Origin of the sequence: Paenibacillus taichungensis (assembly GCF_047302525.1) — a bacterium.
Taxonomy (GTDB): Bacteria; Bacillota; Bacilli; order Paenibacillales; family Paenibacillaceae; genus Paenibacillus; species Paenibacillus taichungensis_B.
Genome location: NZ_CP168020.1, coordinates 3,318,611 through 3,335,536, shown reverse-complemented (window position 1 = coordinate 3,335,536; position 16,926 = coordinate 3,318,611). Strand labels below are relative to the sequence as shown.

General features: G+C 46.8%; 11 protein-coding genes and 1 pseudogene. 11 read left to right on the top strand and 1 reads right to left on the bottom strand.

Annotation, left to right across the window (positions count from 1 at the left end; genetic code table 11):
- The first annotated feature begins 78 nt into the window (after positions 1–78).
- The 9 genes and pseudogenes from ACDJ58_RS14935 (at position 79) to ACDJ58_RS14895 (ending at position 11,415) form a co-directional block, all read left to right on the top strand.
- Positions 79–1,749, top strand: a complete 1,671-nt coding sequence (locus ACDJ58_RS14935) for an ABC transporter substrate-binding protein (RefSeq protein WP_413379186.1) — start codon at positions 79–81, stop codon at positions 1,747–1,749.
- Between the two features lie 174 nt (positions 1,750–1,923).
- Positions 1,924–2,805 carry an ABC transporter permease gene (locus tag ACDJ58_RS14930; RefSeq protein ID WP_413379676.1) on the top strand — a complete coding sequence of 294 codons (882 nt, stop codon included), beginning with the start codon at positions 1,924–1,926 and terminating at the stop codon, positions 2,803–2,805.
- A 12-nt stretch (positions 2,806–2,817) separates the two neighbouring features.
- Positions 2,818–3,693 carry a carbohydrate ABC transporter permease gene (locus ACDJ58_RS14925; protein ID WP_053782204.1) on the top strand — a complete coding sequence of 292 codons (876 nt, stop codon included), beginning with the start codon at positions 2,818–2,820 and terminating at the stop codon, positions 3,691–3,693.
- 21 nt (positions 3,694–3,714) lie between these two features.
- Complete coding sequence (locus ACDJ58_RS14920; RefSeq protein ID WP_413379184.1) at positions 3,715–4,845, top strand: glycoside hydrolase family 88 protein; 1,131 nt, start codon at positions 3,715–3,717, stop codon at positions 4,843–4,845.
- A 134-nt stretch (positions 4,846–4,979) separates the two neighbouring features.
- Positions 4,980–7,274: a chondroitinase-B domain-containing protein gene (locus tag ACDJ58_RS14915; RefSeq protein ID WP_413379182.1), complete on the top strand. Its 2,295-nt coding sequence runs from the start codon at positions 4,980–4,982 to the stop codon at positions 7,272–7,274.
- Between the two features lie 225 nt (positions 7,275–7,499).
- On the top strand, positions 7,500–7,730 hold the full coding sequence (locus ACDJ58_RS14910) for a hypothetical protein (RefSeq protein ID WP_236703501.1): 231 nt from the start codon (positions 7,500–7,502) through the stop codon (positions 7,728–7,730).
- A gap of 94 nt (positions 7,731–7,824) precedes the next feature.
- On the top strand, positions 7,825–8,451 hold the full coding sequence (locus ACDJ58_RS14905) for a glycoside hydrolase family protein (RefSeq protein WP_413379180.1): 627 nt from the start codon (positions 7,825–7,827) through the stop codon (positions 8,449–8,451).
- Positions 8,452–9,268: 817 nt separating this feature from the next.
- Positions 9,269–9,457, top strand: a pseudogene (locus ACDJ58_RS14900) (alpha/beta fold hydrolase); the annotation flags it as partial.
- Positions 9,458–10,353: 896 nt separating this feature from the next.
- Positions 10,354–11,415, top strand: a complete 1,062-nt coding sequence (locus ACDJ58_RS14895; RefSeq protein ID WP_413379179.1) for an alpha/beta hydrolase — start codon at positions 10,354–10,356, stop codon at positions 11,413–11,415.
- A 709-nt stretch (positions 11,416–12,124) separates the two neighbouring features.
- Here the strand turns inward: ACDJ58_RS14895 and ACDJ58_RS14890 are convergent.
- Positions 12,125–13,144 carry an alpha/beta fold hydrolase gene (locus ACDJ58_RS14890; protein ID WP_413379177.1) on the bottom strand — a complete coding sequence of 340 codons (1,020 nt, stop codon included), beginning with the start codon at positions 13,142–13,144 and terminating at the stop codon, positions 12,125–12,127.
- A 144-nt stretch (positions 13,145–13,288) separates the two neighbouring features.
- Here ACDJ58_RS14890 and ACDJ58_RS14885 point away from each other — a divergent pair, with 144 nt between their 5' ends.
- The gene (locus tag ACDJ58_RS14885; protein WP_413379175.1) at positions 13,289–14,194 is read left to right on the top strand and encodes a LysR family transcriptional regulator; all 906 of its coding nucleotides are present in this window, start codon (positions 13,289–13,291) and stop codon (positions 14,192–14,194) included.
- Positions 14,195–15,716: 1,522 nt separating this feature from the next.
- Positions 15,717–16,907 carry a glycine C-acetyltransferase gene (locus ACDJ58_RS14880; protein WP_413379173.1) on the top strand — a complete coding sequence of 397 codons (1,191 nt, stop codon included), beginning with the start codon at positions 15,717–15,719 and terminating at the stop codon, positions 16,905–16,907.
- Positions 16,908–16,926: the final 19 nt, after the last annotated feature.

Sequence of the window (16,926 nt, the reverse complement as noted above, 5' to 3'; positions counted from 1 at the left end):
TTTGCGGCACGGAATTAACGTTATGTTGAAAGCGTAATCAAACCAACTTGTTCGAGACGAAAAGAACGGAGGGGAACAATGGCAGAAAATCGCAACGGCAAGACTCGTAAAAGGCTGCAGCTCACACTGGGGATCGTAATGGTACTTTCATTGTTGTTAACCGCATGCTCCAGTAATGGGGGCTCTGGGAACAAGGATAAGACAGAGCCGACTCAAAGCGCCGTCAGCAATAAGGGCGGCGATGGCGTAAGCAAAGGCAACGAGGGATCGGATACTCCGGTATATCCGCTGGATACGAAAGATACTTTCTCGTACTGGGCTCCAATCAACGGAAACCTGATTACATTTACAACGAATCTGGCGGAAGCGCCGATCGGGAAGGCGATTGCAGAAGCAACCGGCGTGAAAGTGAACTACATCCACCCGACCGACGGTCAAGCTGAAGAGCAGTTTAATTTGTTGCTGGCTTCCAGTAAGCTGCCGGATGTGCTGGAGTATGACTGGAGTATTTATCCGGGTGGACCGGAGAAGGCGATTTCTGACGGGGTTATCGTACCGCTAAACGATTTGATCGACCAATATGCGCCTAACCTGAAAAAGATGCTGGAAGCTAATCCAGAGCTGGATAAAATGGTGAAAACCGACAGCGGCCAATATTACATCTTCCCGATGGTGCGCAACGCGGAAGGATTAGTTTTCCGCGGACCAATGCTGCGCAAAGATTGGTTAGATGAGCTAGGGCTGCAATTGCCTGTAACGATAGACGATTGGCATAAGGTTCTGACGGCGTTCAAAGAGAAAAAAGGCGCCGTAGCACCGCTGACTGCGCTATACGCGAACAAAATGAATTTGCAGGACGCGTTCTTCGGCGCATACAAAACGTCGCAGGGCTTCTACATTGACGACCAAGGCAAAGTGAAATACGGCCCGTTAGATCCGCAATACAAGGATGTTATGACGTTGCTTCGCCAGTGGTATTCCGAAGGGCTGATTGATAAAGACTTCCCGATCGTCGAGCGCAACACGCTGGATAAGCGGCTTCTGAACGGCGAGTCCGGCGCGACTGTTTTCCTGCTGGGCGGTGGCATGGGCAAATGGCTGGAGTCCGGCAAAGCCCAAAATCCGGCTTTTGATCTCGTAGCGGCTCCTTATCCGGTATTGAAAGCTGGCGAAAAACCGTTCACCGGACAGCGCGATTTCAAATATAACCCAAAAGCAAGCGCGGCCGTGACGACATCGGCGAAAGATCTGGAAACGATCGTAAAATGGCTGGACTTCGCATTTAGCGAGCAAGGAACCATGATGTACAACTTCGGCGTTGAAGGCGAAAGCTACACGATGGACAACGGCGTTCCGAAATTTACCGATATGATCGTAAAAAACGATAAGTACACTTCACAGCAGATGTTGGCGCAGTATACGGTTCCGAACGGTCCATTTCCGATGCATGAGCAAAAAACGACCAACACGTTCCCGCAACAGGACGAGGCGGTCCAGATTTGGTCGAAGACCGATGCGGCGAAACATATTTTGCCCGCGTTTATTACGCCTACTGTAGATGAGAGCAAGAAGGTAGCGCAGACGATGACGGCAATCAACACGTATCTGGAAGAAATGTTCATCAAATTTGTAATGGGCAACGAGCCGCTCGACAAGTTCGACAGCTTTGTGAAGCAGCTGGAAGATATGGGGATTCGTGATGTAATCGACATCTATCAAGGCGCCTTGGAACGCTACAACAACAGATAACTCCATGTAGTGTCCCACGGCTGGCTGCAGGCTGCCGTGGGGGCAAGGGAATGGTACAGATCCCCTGCCGATGATGCTGGATGTGGATAGGAGGAGTAGGAGATGGCTCAGTTGAAGCTGGGACGCAGCAAAGTCACGCATGTCGGTCGTGTGCCGCTTAATATCGCGAAAGACATGGTTAAGAACAAGTATTTGTACATGATGCTTACTCCTGTTTTGTTATATTTCATTATTTTTCATTATTTCCCGATGTACGGTTCGATTATTGCGTTCAAGGATTTTAACCCCCGGCTTGGAATTGGGGGCAGCGCGTGGGTAGGACTGGAGCATTTCAAAGACTTTTTTGGCGGGATGTATTTTTGGCGGGTGCTTAAAAACACTCTGATGATTAGCTTGTACGATCTCATTTTCGGTTTCCCCGCTCCGCTTATTCTCGCCTTGTTGCTTAATGAGGTAAAAAATACGCTGTTCAAGCGTTCGGTTCAGACGATTACTTATTTGCCGCATTTTATTTCGCTTGTCATTATTTGCGGTATGATCAAGGATTTTACGAGCAGTGACGGCGTCATCAACGATATTATCGCATTTTTCGGCGGTGATCGGGTTACGATGCTGCTGGAGCCGTCTTTTTTCCGTACAATCTTCGTTTCGTCGAATATATGGCAGCATATAGGCTGGGGTACAATTATTTATTTGGCCGCGCTGTCTGCGATCGATCTCGAGCAATATGAAGCTTGCAAGATCGACGGGGGTGGACGCTGGAAGCAGATGCTTCATGTTACTCTACCCGGTCTGCTCCCCGTTTTCGTTATATTGCTCATCCTGGACATTGGCCGAATTATGAGCGTTGGCTTCGAGAAAGTTATTCTGTTGTACAACCCGACCACTTATGTGACAGCGGATGTCATTTCCTCGTATGTGTACCGGATCGGGCTTCAAGATTTTCAATTCAGTTTCAGCTCCGCTGTCGGATTGTTCAACTCCGTGATTAACTTCGCGCTTGTTATCGGATCCAACTGGATAAGCCGGAAGTTGAACAATACGGGTTTGTGGTAGAGGAGGGTTCGCATGCGAGTAAGCTTGGGTGAACACATATTCCGGGTTTGCAATACGCTGTTTTTGTCCGCGCTCATGATTGTAACAATGTACCCCATTCTATACGTGGCATTTGCTTCATTCAGCGAACCAGCGCTGATGATGGCGCATAAGGGCATTCTTTGGAAGCCGCTGGGCTTCTCGCTTGAAACATATGGGGCGGTATTCAGCAACCCGATGATCCTGCTCGGCTACCGCAACACGTTATTTATTGTCATTGTAGGCGTGGCTCTCAATTTGCTGCTTACTTCCTTTGCCGCATATGCCTTGTCCAGAAAAACGTTGCAATATCGCAAGCAGCTTACGTTGTTTATCGTGTTTACCATGTTTTTCAGCGGTGGATTAATTCCGTTCTACTTGCTGGTCAGAGGGCTGGGCATTACGGACACGCTGTGGGCGCTGATCCTGCCTACCGCAATAAGTGCATTTAATTTCATTATCATGCGAACATCGTTCGAGGCAGTGCCGGATGCGCTGGAAGAGTCGGCCAAGATCGACGGCGCTAACGACTTTGGCATTCTGTTCCGCATCTTCCTGCCGCTATGCAAGCCCGCGCTTGCAGTGGTAGGGCTGTATTACGGAGTAAGCCACTGGAACTCCTGGTTTAACGCCATGATCTTCCTTCAGGATCGGTCGCTGTATCCGTTGCAGTTGATCCTGCGAGAAATTTTGATTATTGGCGATGCAAACTCCATGGCGGAAGGAGCCTCCCAGGATGAGATCATCATATTGGGCGAGACATTGAAATACGCCACGATAATGGTAGCGACCCTTCCGATTTTTCTGGTCTATCCGCTATTGCAAAAATATTTCGTGAAAGGCGCCTTGATCGGTGCCATTAAAGGTTAGGAGAAAGGGTGGAATTCAGAGATGAGCAATGAAAATGTGAAACTGAAACCATCCGAGCTGACGGCTTGGTGGGATAAAGTGAAGATTAAAGTTGATCATATGATCGAAGCGGACTGGACAGAAGCGCCGCATGTTTCGGCGGCGGGCAAATATGACCAGATCAAAGTGGATCAGTGGATTTCGGGCTTCTGGCCGGGCATTCTGTGGATTCTGTACGATATGACCGGCGAGCAACGATATCGGGAGGAGGCCGAGCCTTGGGACGAACGCATGGAGAAATGTTACTTGCGGGACAACCATTTCCACCACGATGTCGGCTTTCAGTTCCTGCCGACATCCGTTATCCGCTACAAGCTGACCGGCGACCCGGACGCTCGGCGGCGCGGGCTGTTCGCCGCCAACTATCTGGCGGGCAGGTACAACCCGGCAGGACAGTTCATTCGAGCCTGGCCCCGCAACCAGACGGGCTGGTCGATCATCGATTCGATGATGAATTTGCCACTTCTGTTCTGGGCGAGTGAAGAAAGCGATGATCCGCGCTTCAAGCATATTGCGGTCGCCCATGCAGATATGGTGCTTCGCTCATTCATCCGAGGCGACGGCTCAGTGCATCATATCGTTATCTTCGATCCGGAGACGGGCGAAGTGGAGCGTTATGACGGCGGACAGGGCTTCGCGCCGCAATCGTCCTGGTCGCGGGGCCAAGCTTGGGCGCTCTACGGGATGAGCTGCGCTTACCGCTATACGGGAGAAGCGCGTTACTTGAATGCGGCGAAGGGGGTGGCGCATTATTTCATCAGCGCGTTGGCGGAAGACGATGTGCCGCATTGGGATTTCCGTGCGGCGACCGACTTGACGGACGAGCCACGCGACACCTCGGCGGCGAGCTGCGCAGCATCTGGCTTGATCGATATCGCGTCGCAGGTGGCTCCTGAGGAAGCCACTTTATATCAGCGCGCGGCCACGCGCATTCTTCGATCGCTGTCGAACAACTACAGTGCGCTCGACCAGCCGGAGTATGAAGGCATCCTGCTCTGCGCAACCGGACATAAGCCAGTCAATACCAACATCAACGTATCACTGATTTACGGCGATTACTATTATATTGAAGCTTTGGCGAAGAGCAAAGGCTGGAGCCAGCACATTTTTTAAGTGGACTGCAATTACGAGGCCGCGAGGACAGGAAGCTCCTCCCAACTTCCGTATTCTTGAGAGAAAGTGCCGGACTTAACGAAGGGAATGATTCAATAACCATCATTTCATAATGGAAAGGATGAAAATGAATTATGGGAACCAAAAGTATGACGTGCATTATTTTGTTCTGTATGTTGGTTGCGTTAATGCCTGGAGTAGTGGGGGCGGCCGATGCGAAGTTCACAATTGGCAGCTCCGACGTGACGGCGAGCGGACATGACGGCAACGTTCCGGCCAACACGGTGGACGGCGATTTCGTCACACGGTGGTCGGCAAATGGCGACGGGCAATGGATTCAGTACGATTTGGGCGTAAACCGGAAAGTGTCTTCCATCAAAATTGCATTTCTGAATGGGGCAAGCCGCACCTCTACTTTTGATATTTTGACGTCTACGGACGGTTCCACCTTTACGACCGTCAGCAGCGGAGTTGTGAGCAGCCTTGTGGAAGGTCTGCAAACGTTCGATTTTCCGGATGTCGATTCTACTCGCTATGTGAGGATCGTTGGGCACGGCAATTCCTCCAACTTGTGGAACAGCTATACCGAAGTTGAACTGTACGGCACAGCGAGCGGCCCTCCGCCAGGCGCAAGCAAGTTGGCGATTACCGTGCCACAACTTATGGCCAGCGGAGATGACGGCAATATCGTCGCGTATACAATCGACGGCGATCTTAACACGCGCTGGTCAGCGAGTGGCGAGGGGGAGTGGGTCCAATACGACCTTGGATCGAGCAAGCGGGTGGAATACGTGAAGATCGCCTTCACCAACGGGGTGGAGCGAACTTTCGCTTTTGATATCCAGACTTCATATGATGGCTACAACTTCAGTACAGTGCTTTCGGGAGCGGTCAGCAGTCTGAGCAACAGCTTGCAGACGTTTGATTTTGCCGATGCTGCCCCCGTACGCTACGTTCGTATTGTTGGCCACGGCAACTCGGTGAACGCCTGGAACAGCTTTGCCGAGGTCGAAATTTATGGTAGCGATTCAAGCGGCAGCGGTAGCGAAGGGACGGTCGTCGAAGTTAGCACTTCCACGCAGTTGGCTGCCGAGCTTGCAACCGCTACGGCGGGTAAAACGATTGTGTTGGCAAACGGCACGTATTCGCGTACAAGCCCGTTTGCTGTTCAGAACAAAAACGGCACTGCCAACGCGCCAATCGTCATTAAAGCGAAAAACCGCGGTCAGGCTATCATCTCGGGACCGTCAGGCTTCCGCGTCGAGAACTCCTCGCATGTGGTGCTGGACGGATTAAAGTTTACGAACACAAGCAATGGCGCAGTGGTGTTGGAAGGCTCGCACCATGTGCGACTGACCCGTAATACTTTTGCGCTTCCAAGCTCGGGGAGCGGCCTGATGTGGCTGCAAGTGCGGGGCACGAACAGCCATCATAACCGCATCGACCGGAACGACTTCGGACTGAAGAGCGACACCGAACCGCTGATCGCTTACGAAGGACAGAACGGCTCAGGGCAAATTTCGCAATATGATATTATCGAATACAACTATTTCCATGATGTAGGCCCGTGGGTAGCTAACGGCAAAGAGACAATTCGTCTCGGCTTGTCCGGTCTTACGCTCTCCCACGGCTATAATACGATACAATACAATGTATTTCAGAATTGCGATGGAGAGCCGGAAATCATATCGGTCAAGAGTAGCAGCAATTCGGTGCGCTTCAATACATTCCGCACATCCAAGGGCAGTCTGACGCTGCGGCATGGCCATAACAACAGCGTATATGGAAACTTTTTCCTCGGGGACGGCGTGGAGTCGGATCAGGAAGGCATCCGGATGTTCGGCAATGACCATAAGATTTATAACAACTACTTTGAGAATTTGACTGGCGAAGCAATTTACTTGCCTAACGGCGACTTCGACGGCGGTACTGGAGGCTCCCCTCCAAGTCCTACGGTCGAGGAATTGCGCAAACAATGGAAAGTTTACCGGGCGCTTATCGTCAACAATACGATTGTAAACAGCAAAACCGGTATCGTCATCGGCTCGGGCAAAGCGTATGCTCCGCAGGATTCCGTCGTGGCGAACAATATCGTATACAACAGCACCGGCACGCTTTATTACGAGGCGGCGACAACGAATACACTGTTCCAAGGCAACATCGGGTTTGGCAGCACTATTAGCAACATATCGCGCAGCTCGGAGCAGATCCGAAATATCAATCCGCTGCTGATTACGGTGAGCGGCATTCAGAAACTGTCCGCGAGCAGCCCGGCAATTGATGCAGCTATGGGGACATACGCGTTCGTGCTGGCGGATATGGACGGTCAAATGCGGGCGACAGCAGATGGGGGGGCGGACGAATATTCCGGCGCGCCTCTACTGAATCGCCCGCTAGCGGCCGACGATGTGGGGCTGAATACGCATTAGAATCGATATATGTGCAAGCATGCCGGCGGTTGGTTCGCCGGCATGACTATGTCGATCCATTGATGTATGGAGCAGTCCTGTGATTCACTTCATTTGGAAGGATGGGAGACCATGTTTCACAGCAATGATGGAGCAGCGGAAAAAAACGAGGTGACTTTACATGCATACTAGCACAATGTTGCCGGCTCCGCGTGGCGGCGGCTTCCGTATGGAAGGTTATTGGGTGTGGTGCGGTTCCGTCGTGCAGGGAGAGGACGGCAAATTCCATATGTTTGCCTCGCGCTGGCCGAAGACACTGCCGATGCATCCCGGCTGGATGACGGCTTCAGAGATTGTCAGGGCAGACTCGGATACCCCCGAGGGACCGTACCGATTCTGCGAGGTGGCGCTTCCGGCGAGGGGAGCGGAATATTGGGACGGACGCTGCACGCACAACCCCCATATCGTCAAGCATAACAACAAATATTTGCTTTATTATACGGGTTCGACCCATCCGCTAAGCGATCCAGAGCCGCCCGGGAATTTCGGGTTAACCGATCCTCAATGCATCGTGGCGCGGGCGAACAAACGGGTAGGTCTGGCTATAGCGGACAGCGTTTTGGGCCCGTGGCGCAGAGCGGACGAACCGATATTGCCCACACGTCCCGGCCGATTCGATAGCTTTCTGACCTCCAATCCGGCTCCGTGTGTCCGGGAGGACGGTTCCGTGCTGCTGATCTACAAGGCACGTCACTACGAAGGCAACCTGCATGGCGGCATGACAATTGGCGTTGCGTATGCGGATCACTATGAGGGGCTGTACCGGGTACTGAGTGACGAGCCGGTGTTTCCTCCAGAGTCGTTCCATATTGAAGACCCTTTCATCTGGCAAACAAACGAAGGATACCATTTGATCGCCAAAGATATGGAAGGGCATCTATGTGGAGAAAAATACGGCGGCATCTTCGCCGAGTCGCCGGACGGGCTGAAATGGAGCTTGCATGGGCAGCCGCAAGGCTATTCCCGGACGGTGCGTTGGGATGACGGCACGGTACAGACGCTGGGCAATCTGGAGCGGCCGTTCCTGTTGTTCCAGAACGGCAAGCCGACTCATTTGTTCGCGGCCGTTTCGGACGGCAGTGATGGGTTTAAGGACGCTTCCGATACGTGGAACATGGTTATACCTTTGAAGCAATGATTCAACTACGTGGCGTCAAGCGAGCGCTATGCGACGATGACCTATAACCGCTGCGGCGGCCGGCGATTAAGGGCAATACAGTCATCGTTATCGAGCATAACCTTGACGTCATCAGTCAGGCGGATTGGATTATCGACATGGGGCCTGATGGCGACAGCAGGGGTGGCGTGGTCCCGAGTCGAGGACAAGAACTTGTACCGATTACCGATATGGAAAAAATATAGTCCGATTTCCGATTAGACATCTACCTAATTAATTTTCGCCTGCTAATTTATTTAAACTAACGGGTAGGATAGTTTAAGATCAATCGCGGGGAACTATACCATAAGTAACGGTGGAAAATTGCATCTCGGAGTTGAGTTGCGTGAAGAAGTCATCAGGTGGATGTTGTAGTAGTGAGCGAGGTGTCAACAAAATGAGTCAAGACAATATAAACTGTACCCCATAGAGACTTTTTATGGTTTCTAGTTCTTTTATAAAAAGTAATGAAATTTATGCTAAGCAAAATTAAAGTCGTTCCTGCGAAGTGTTGAACAAAAATACAGTTGTACCGGATCAATCCTTGTAATTTCATAACGAGTCTATAGCAATGTAAAAGCCATGACTTTCATGACAGTACGTTCGGCAAGTTTAACGGTATGGGTACAAACAAGTTTTTATTCTCTAACGGTATTTTATTAAGAGAAAAGGAAATATTCACTTATCGCTGAAATATATAGGTATGGATACCCAATAAAGTGGCGTTTTCAAATGACGCCCTCCCTTAGGAGATGATTAAAAAATGAAAACACAGATGAATCAAATTGAATTGAATTGAATTGAATTGAATGGTCTCACTTTTCAATATCGCGAGAGCGGGGAACCGTCTGCACCAGCGATTGTTGCACTTCACGCACTTGGAGAAAGTGCAGAATCATGGGATCAAGTGGCTGCTTCATTAGGAGAAAAATACCGCGTTTTAGCTTTAGATCAACGTGGGCACGGTGGAAGTGCGAGAACGAGTACCAGAAAGAGGAATCCAGATAAGATACTACGCGCGCCTCAGGAAGTGAGATAATCCCTCTGCTTAATTAGAAAAATTACTACATAGGATGACACTGATTTTTTTGTTTTCAACTCTAATGAATTGGAACTCTTGCTCAGAAATCAGGATAAGAACACTTTTTGCTGATTAGATGTTATTCGAATACGCTCGTGAACATAAATTTCTTAACTCTGAGATCCATACACTCCTTCTTTAAATTTCCTTCGATAGTTCGTAGGGTTGAGACCATAGTAGCCGGTGAAACGAAGGGAGAAATAGTCCGGCGTATTGAATCCAACCCCCAAAGCAATCTCTGCAATAGGTCACAGTGTATATAAAAAGTAATTTCTCGGCTTGCTTCAACCGATGTTTCATCAATGTTTCCATAATAGAATCTCCAGCCTGTTCCTTGAACAAAGGGGATAAACAAACCTTAGTGATGTTAGGGAGGGGAAACTTTTCTTGGCCACCTCTTTCCATACGCTGATAAATATTGGTATGCTTCTCTAATTCGAAGAAGAGAACGGTAGTCGCTTGGAAATGGGGACGTTAGCCACATCATGCGCAATTGCTGCTATATTTGTTGTGGGACTCATGAGAATGAAGCGGCAAACGACACTCATGGACGAGACAGTGAAACGAGCAAACTTCAGTTGACTCATTCCAGGTTATAGTTTGAAGACGAAGAGGTGCCTTACGTGAATTGAAAATATAGATCAATGAGGACATTTGACATCTCTCCAGCTAAAGGCTATTCTCATAAAACGCATCTCTCAGTGCGACAATCTGATAAGATATTAAAGAATAATAGAATTAATATGAAACGTTATATGCAATATTTCACCATGCAGAATACGAGAAGAAAGAGATGAATTAAGTTGAAAAGAAAAGCTATGCATCTTATTACAATACTTTGTTTAGTGGTGATGTTTTTACCTACCGTTGTATTTGCTGAAGATAAAAATGAAACAAGCATCATTGTAGCAACTGGAAAAGATGTACCTACAGGTGGTATTCTAGGAAGTCTTCCAGAGAAATACCCTGCTAATGCTGTTGAGTTTGTTACGCAAGATGGAGTTAAATTAACGGGTTATGTATTAGGTAATAGTAATAAAGGTATCACACTTGGTCATGAAAATGGATGGATGGTTGATAGCTGGCTTCCTTTTGCTGAACGACTTGTAAAGGAAGGGTATATGGTGATTCTTTGGGCATTTAGAAATGATGAACCTTCTGATTCGGTATCTGGAGAAGCAACTTATCGTAGAGATTTAGATGTACTGGCTGCTGCTCAGGTTTTAAGAGAGCGCGGTGCAACTAAAATCTTGGCTATGGGAGCATCCATTGGTGGTACTTCTACAGCTGTCGCTGCGCCAAATATACCGGAATTAGTAGGCTTAGGGATATTATCTTCACCACGACAATTTGGTGTTAGTCCGCCAATAAGCGCGCTGGAGGCTGTTAAAAAGGTAGAAGTACCATCTTTTTTCGCGGTATCAGAAGAAGATCCTACCGGAAGTTATTATGATGAAGTAAAGGCTCTTTATGAGGCATCTGCTTCAAAACAAAAGCAGTTTAACATTTTGCATAGTAGTGAACATGGTACAGATATGTTATCTGAGGAGGGGAGTTATTCCAAGCGTTCCAAGGAGGATTCGACTGTTAAACTAAAACAAGAGCGTATAGCATTAGCCGACAAACTGCTGCTTTTTGTAAATAATTCCTTTGGTCAGACAACTCGTACAGATGGTGATCGTAATGAAACCTCTAAGAATACAACAGACTATGCAGATAGTAGTAAATCATCTGACAATACATCAGACTATATTGATAAGAACAAAACAGAGAAGTCAGCATTCATGAATCCTGCAATCATTGGAGTCGGAATATTATTTTTACTTGCTATCGTAGCCAGCATCATTGTTAAAAAGAAGAGGTAGGGTATCAATCTTACCGAAGTCATAGTTAGTTTTTCTAATTAAGCTAACGGGCAGGATAATGGAATTCTGTGTAGCTAAATAAATACAAAGATGTAAAGGCATATGCAGAGACGTCGCTCGATTATTGTCGCGGGACAAGAACACTGTTCCATTCAAAGTCGCTATTTTAGCGGCTTTTTTATTATATGGGTACAAGTTCTTGTCCCGAGCTGAGGACAAGAACTTGTGCCAATTACCAAAATTGACAATACAATTAAAAGGGAATTAGAGAAAATAGATGGAATCCTAAACATTGAAATCTGAAAGTTATCGAAAAAATAAATTTAAGGTTTTTGTTTGATGAAGAAACCTATCTCGAGGGAAAAACATGCTCACATAATAATATCTTCATTTAATGGCAGGATTGTTGAATTTTGTGAACATACTTCAAAGTATGCGAACGATAAAAAATAAGTTTTTTTTTGAAATTTAAGACATGCTACAGTCATTTGTTTACAGAACTTAACGTCATTCAATTTGGATTAAATTAGAATTTCAGTGTTCACTGAATTCGTTAAAGGAAGTACGATCGCAGAAAAAAGAGGTCGAACCAGTAAGTTCTGGTGACCTCAAATCCGATCGGTTAGGTTATGAATTCATGAGAGATATAACCGGGCTAAAGAACAGGGAATCTTGCTAAGCCTGACAGACATCCAATGCAAGTGACGATCTATTCTTTAGTGCTAAGTGACAACAAGTGTTTTAGATTGTCATCAATAAATTGATTATCGGCACTGTTGATTCCACGACCGGCAAAATGGCCCCAGATCGATTGGATTGGTTTCAAGACAGCATTAGGTATACGCTTAGCTTCGTATTCATTATCGTCCGCTGTGCAGAAGAGATCCGTGCTTCCCGGCATGATACAGGCAAGAGCTTTTATGCTCTGAAGTGCTTTATCGAAATCTCCGTTATAGGAGGGGTTGGCACTAATATCTGCATGCTGGCCTGTCCATAACATGGACAGAACATTATGCGGATCCATATTCATAAAGCTATTTTCCCAGACACCAGCTACAAAATCCTCCAATGTGTCAAATCCCATCTCACGGTAAAGCTCTTCTCTATAAAACGCATGTGATAGTCCCCATCCCGCATACACCCGACCAACGGCACGCATGTCTGTAGAACTTAGTTGGTTTAATTTACTTGAGTCGAAGCCGACTGCAGATAGCAGTGAGGCTTTTACACCTTCCAGCACTACATATGTGTGAGGCCAAGGTTTGGCGATGCCTCCGAAAGGTGCGATTCGTTTGACCATCTCCGGGTAACTTGCCCCCCATTGAAATGCCTGAATGCCGCCCATCGACCACCCGACGACGAGAGCAATCTTTTGAATACCGAATTTTTCGGTCAGCAGTTGGTGCTGGAATCGAACGTTATCATAGATGGTTACCTGTGGAAAGTTAGCCCGATCAAATGGAGGAGGCGTGTTACTGGGAGAGGAAGATAGCCCATTGCCCAGCAAATTGGGAACGATAATAAAATATTTCTCTGGATCGAGTGCCATCTCGCTGCCAATGAGCCATTCATTCTGAACATGCTGATCCCCAAAAGCCGTTGGATAGACAATAACATTATCCTTCTGTTCATTTAATTTTCCGTATGTTTTATAAGCAAGAAAAGCATTTGTTAACGTCACTCCTGATTGTAAGAGTACATCACCCAAATTAAAAATTTCATAGTCCATCGTATAGTCGCTCCCTTCAAAATGAAAAACCACATGTTCACTGTGATCTCTTGTGCTCAGTATAGAGCTGTGATACTCTCAATAAAAGTGAATAGAATTCAAGATAGCATTCAATAAAATTGAAAGATGAAGGGGGAGCATCGGATGGAATTGCGTCAACTGAATACGTTTTGTACGGTTGCAACAACATTGAATTTCACGCGGGCAGCAGAAGTGCTGAGCTACGTTCCTTCCAACGTCACGATGCAAATTAAAGCATTGGAAGATGAGCTAGGTGTTCGCCTCTTTGATCGGTTGGGCAAGCAACTCGCGCTCACAACTGCGGGTAAACGCTTTTTAACACACGCCCAAGGCGTTCTTGAAAAAATGGACGAAGCTCGTAGTGCTGTCCATGATAATGAAAAACTAACTGGTACCTTAACGATAAGTGCGAATGAGGTTATTTGTTCCTACCGGCTTCCACCTGTCTTCCAACGGTTTCGTTCGCAGCATCCGGGAGTTCGTCTAATCTTCCGCTCAGTTCCGAATCAAGAGCTCAAGCAAACGCTCTTTGAGGGAACCACGGATATTGTTTATATGTTGGATGAACCCATTCGCTCGAGTGGACTTTCCGTGGAACCTTTGCTGGAAGAAAATTTCCGATTGTTAGCTGCTCCAGATCACCCACTCGCCAAACGAACTGTGCTGCAATTGGAAGATTTTCATGAAGAAGTGTTCCTGACCAATGAAAAAGGTTGTCCATATCGAACGATGTTTGATCGGTCATTTGAGAAAGAGGGCATTGATAGCATCACGTATCTAGAGTTTCAAAGTGCCGAGGCCATTAAACAATGTGCGATCTCGGGAATCGGTATCGGTTTTCTTCCTGAAATCGTTGTAGAAGCCGAAGTTGAACGCGGGGAACTTGTTGTTCTTCCATGGCAAATTCCGGATTTGCGGGTGTATACACAGATGTTGTGGCATAAAGACAAGTGGCTTTCACCAATCATGTTATCTTTTATAGAAACAGCAAGGGAAGTTTTTCGTTTACAGAATGAGAATAAACTGTAAGCCTATGTATAGATGAGGCATAAAGCAGGCACCGTTTCGCACACGTGGTTAAGGGCAGTAGCACCCATTCTTCTAGTATTTCATGATCTCAAATTGAATCATGTTTGTCCTACCAGTAGGACAACAATACTTTCTTGTTGTCGAGTTAAGGATGACCCTGAAGAAATAAAGGTATTTCATTCAGGCAATCTGGACTAGTTTTCATGCTGCACCACTAATTATTAGGGATAATCTGGAGTATTTCTCTGATCAAGTTGTCAGTTACCAAATGAAAATCCACCAAAGGCTTGATGTGGAGATTCTTTCCTGGGTTCTTGAAAAACTAGTCATGCAATTCAGTGATAATTTCTTCTGTTCTTGGTTAGAGGTAGCAGGGAAGAGAGCAAAAAAATTAGCGTACCATCTTGGAAAGAAATTGAGCAGATGAAGGATCAGTCTTCTTCCGATGTTGCATTCAAATACAACTTTGATGAGCGCAGTTCATCCAGTAGCATTGAGTATTAACTTTTAAATAAAAAGAACCGTTCTTTAATCAGTATGAAAATGCTAAATAAGAAATTCAATCGATGATCCTTAAACCAAGAAGTGGGGATTAACACGGCAATCAGTTATAAGAAGTAAAATAAAAAGACCGCTCATCCGATAAAATGTACCCTATAAGATGGACACTTTGAAAAAAGTCCATCTTATAGGGTACATTTTAAATGTTGTAGGTCTTTTTTTCACCATTTCAGGAAAGAGCTGTTACTTCATTGTAAAATTAATGAATAATAATGAGCGTATAAGTGCTTCGCCGTTGTCAGCCCTTCGCGATGCTGACGACACCTTCATTGATATTCCATTGGGACTGATGCATGATTTCTTTTGCTAAGGCAGTATCCCTTTGCGCAAGGGCTTGAAAAATAGCTTCGTTCAAGGAGTGCTTGCGTGTCGGGGCTTCGCGACAATGTGTTGCCGCCGATGGTGTCGAACACGACATCGACTCCGCGGCCACCCGTTTCTCGCATGATGGCGTCGACATTTTTCGGAAGAAACGAGTGTCTATTATATTGAAGAGGCAGCTTTTGCTACAGGCGAACATGATCATCCGAACAGCGCTGTTGGCATGGTAATACTAGCACCTTAAGGAGTTTGTAGCTATGGAACTATAGTGGTCAGGAGAGCCTGACCTCGGCAAGTGCTTCCGTACGGAGTCATCTCATTGCGTTTGCCGCGGAAGAATCCCGTTTGAAGCGGGGTAAATCGATTGATTTAAAGGAATAAGCAAAAGAAATAATGGCTGCACAAGAAGTTACCGAGCAGCAAAAGATATAAGCAAAGATTTAGTAGCGATTGCTTCCGGGAATGGGGGAAACAATCGCTATGTTTTTTGCGGATATTTTTATTTTTTGTCCTCCACATGTGTACAAAAAATAAAAAAGATGATACATTGAAATTAGTTTAATTCCTTTTATAACAGGGTTTTTTGGAGAAATACTATGTCTCCTGTACGAGGACATACGTATATCGAGGAGGGAATGGAATGTCAAGTCAAGCATTGGACCAATTTTTAAGTTCGAACATCGAAGATCTAAAGACTAAAGGTCTATATAACGTCATCGATACGCTGCAGGGTGCAAATGGTCCTGTTATTCGTATCGACGGAAAGTCCCTAATCAATTTGTCTTCCAATAACTATTTGGGACTGGCAACAGATTACCGCCTGATTGATGCTTCAGTTAAGGCGTCGCAGAAATATGGGGCAGGCGCAGGGGCTGTGAGAACAATTAATGGTACGATGGATCTTCATATTGAGCTTGAAGAAAAACTGGCCCGTTTCAAAAAAACGGAAGCCGTTATCGTGTATCAATCGGGATTTAACTGCAATATGGCTGCTATATCCGCGGTAATGGACCAGCATGATGCGATTTTATCAGATGAGCTGAACCATGCTTCGATTATTGATGGCTGCCGCCTGTCGAGAGCCAAGGTGATTCGCTTTAAGCATTCGGATATGAATGATTTAAGACAGCAGGCGAAAGATGCCAAGGAATCCGGTCAGTACCATAAAATTATGGTCATCACCGACGGGGTTTTCTCCATGGATGGTGATATAGCAAAGCTGCCCGAAATCGTGAAAATAGCAGAAGAATTCGATCTGATTACTTATGTGGATGATGCCCACGGTTCGGGCGTTCTCGGAGCAGGTGCGGGAACCGTGAAGCATTTTGGATTGTCCGACCGCATTGACTTTCAAATTGGTACTCTTTCCAAGGCGATCGGCGTTGTCGGCGGTTATGTGGCGGGTAAAAAACAACTGATCGAATGGTTGAAGCTGAGAAGCCGTCCGTTTCTGTTCTCGACATCGCTACCTCCGGCTGCAATCGCTTCTTGCAGCGCTTCTGTCGACATTTTGATGAATGACAAAGTACTGATCGAGAAGCTGTGGGAGAACGGCAATGATTTGAAAAATGGCTTGAGCCGGCTTGGATATGATGTAGGCCAAAGCGAAACGCCGATCACACCTTGTATCATTGGCGATGAAGTAACCACCCAACAGTTCAGCAAACGACTCTATGAAGAAGGCGTTTACGCCAAGGCAATCGTGTTTCCGACGGTTCCGAAAGGAACCGGAAGAATACGCAACATGCCGACAGCTGCCCATACCAAGGAGATGCTCGACCAGGTGATCTCCGTTTATGAGAAAGTTGGCAAGGAAATGAAGCTGATTTAGCTGCATTCGCGGGAGTATA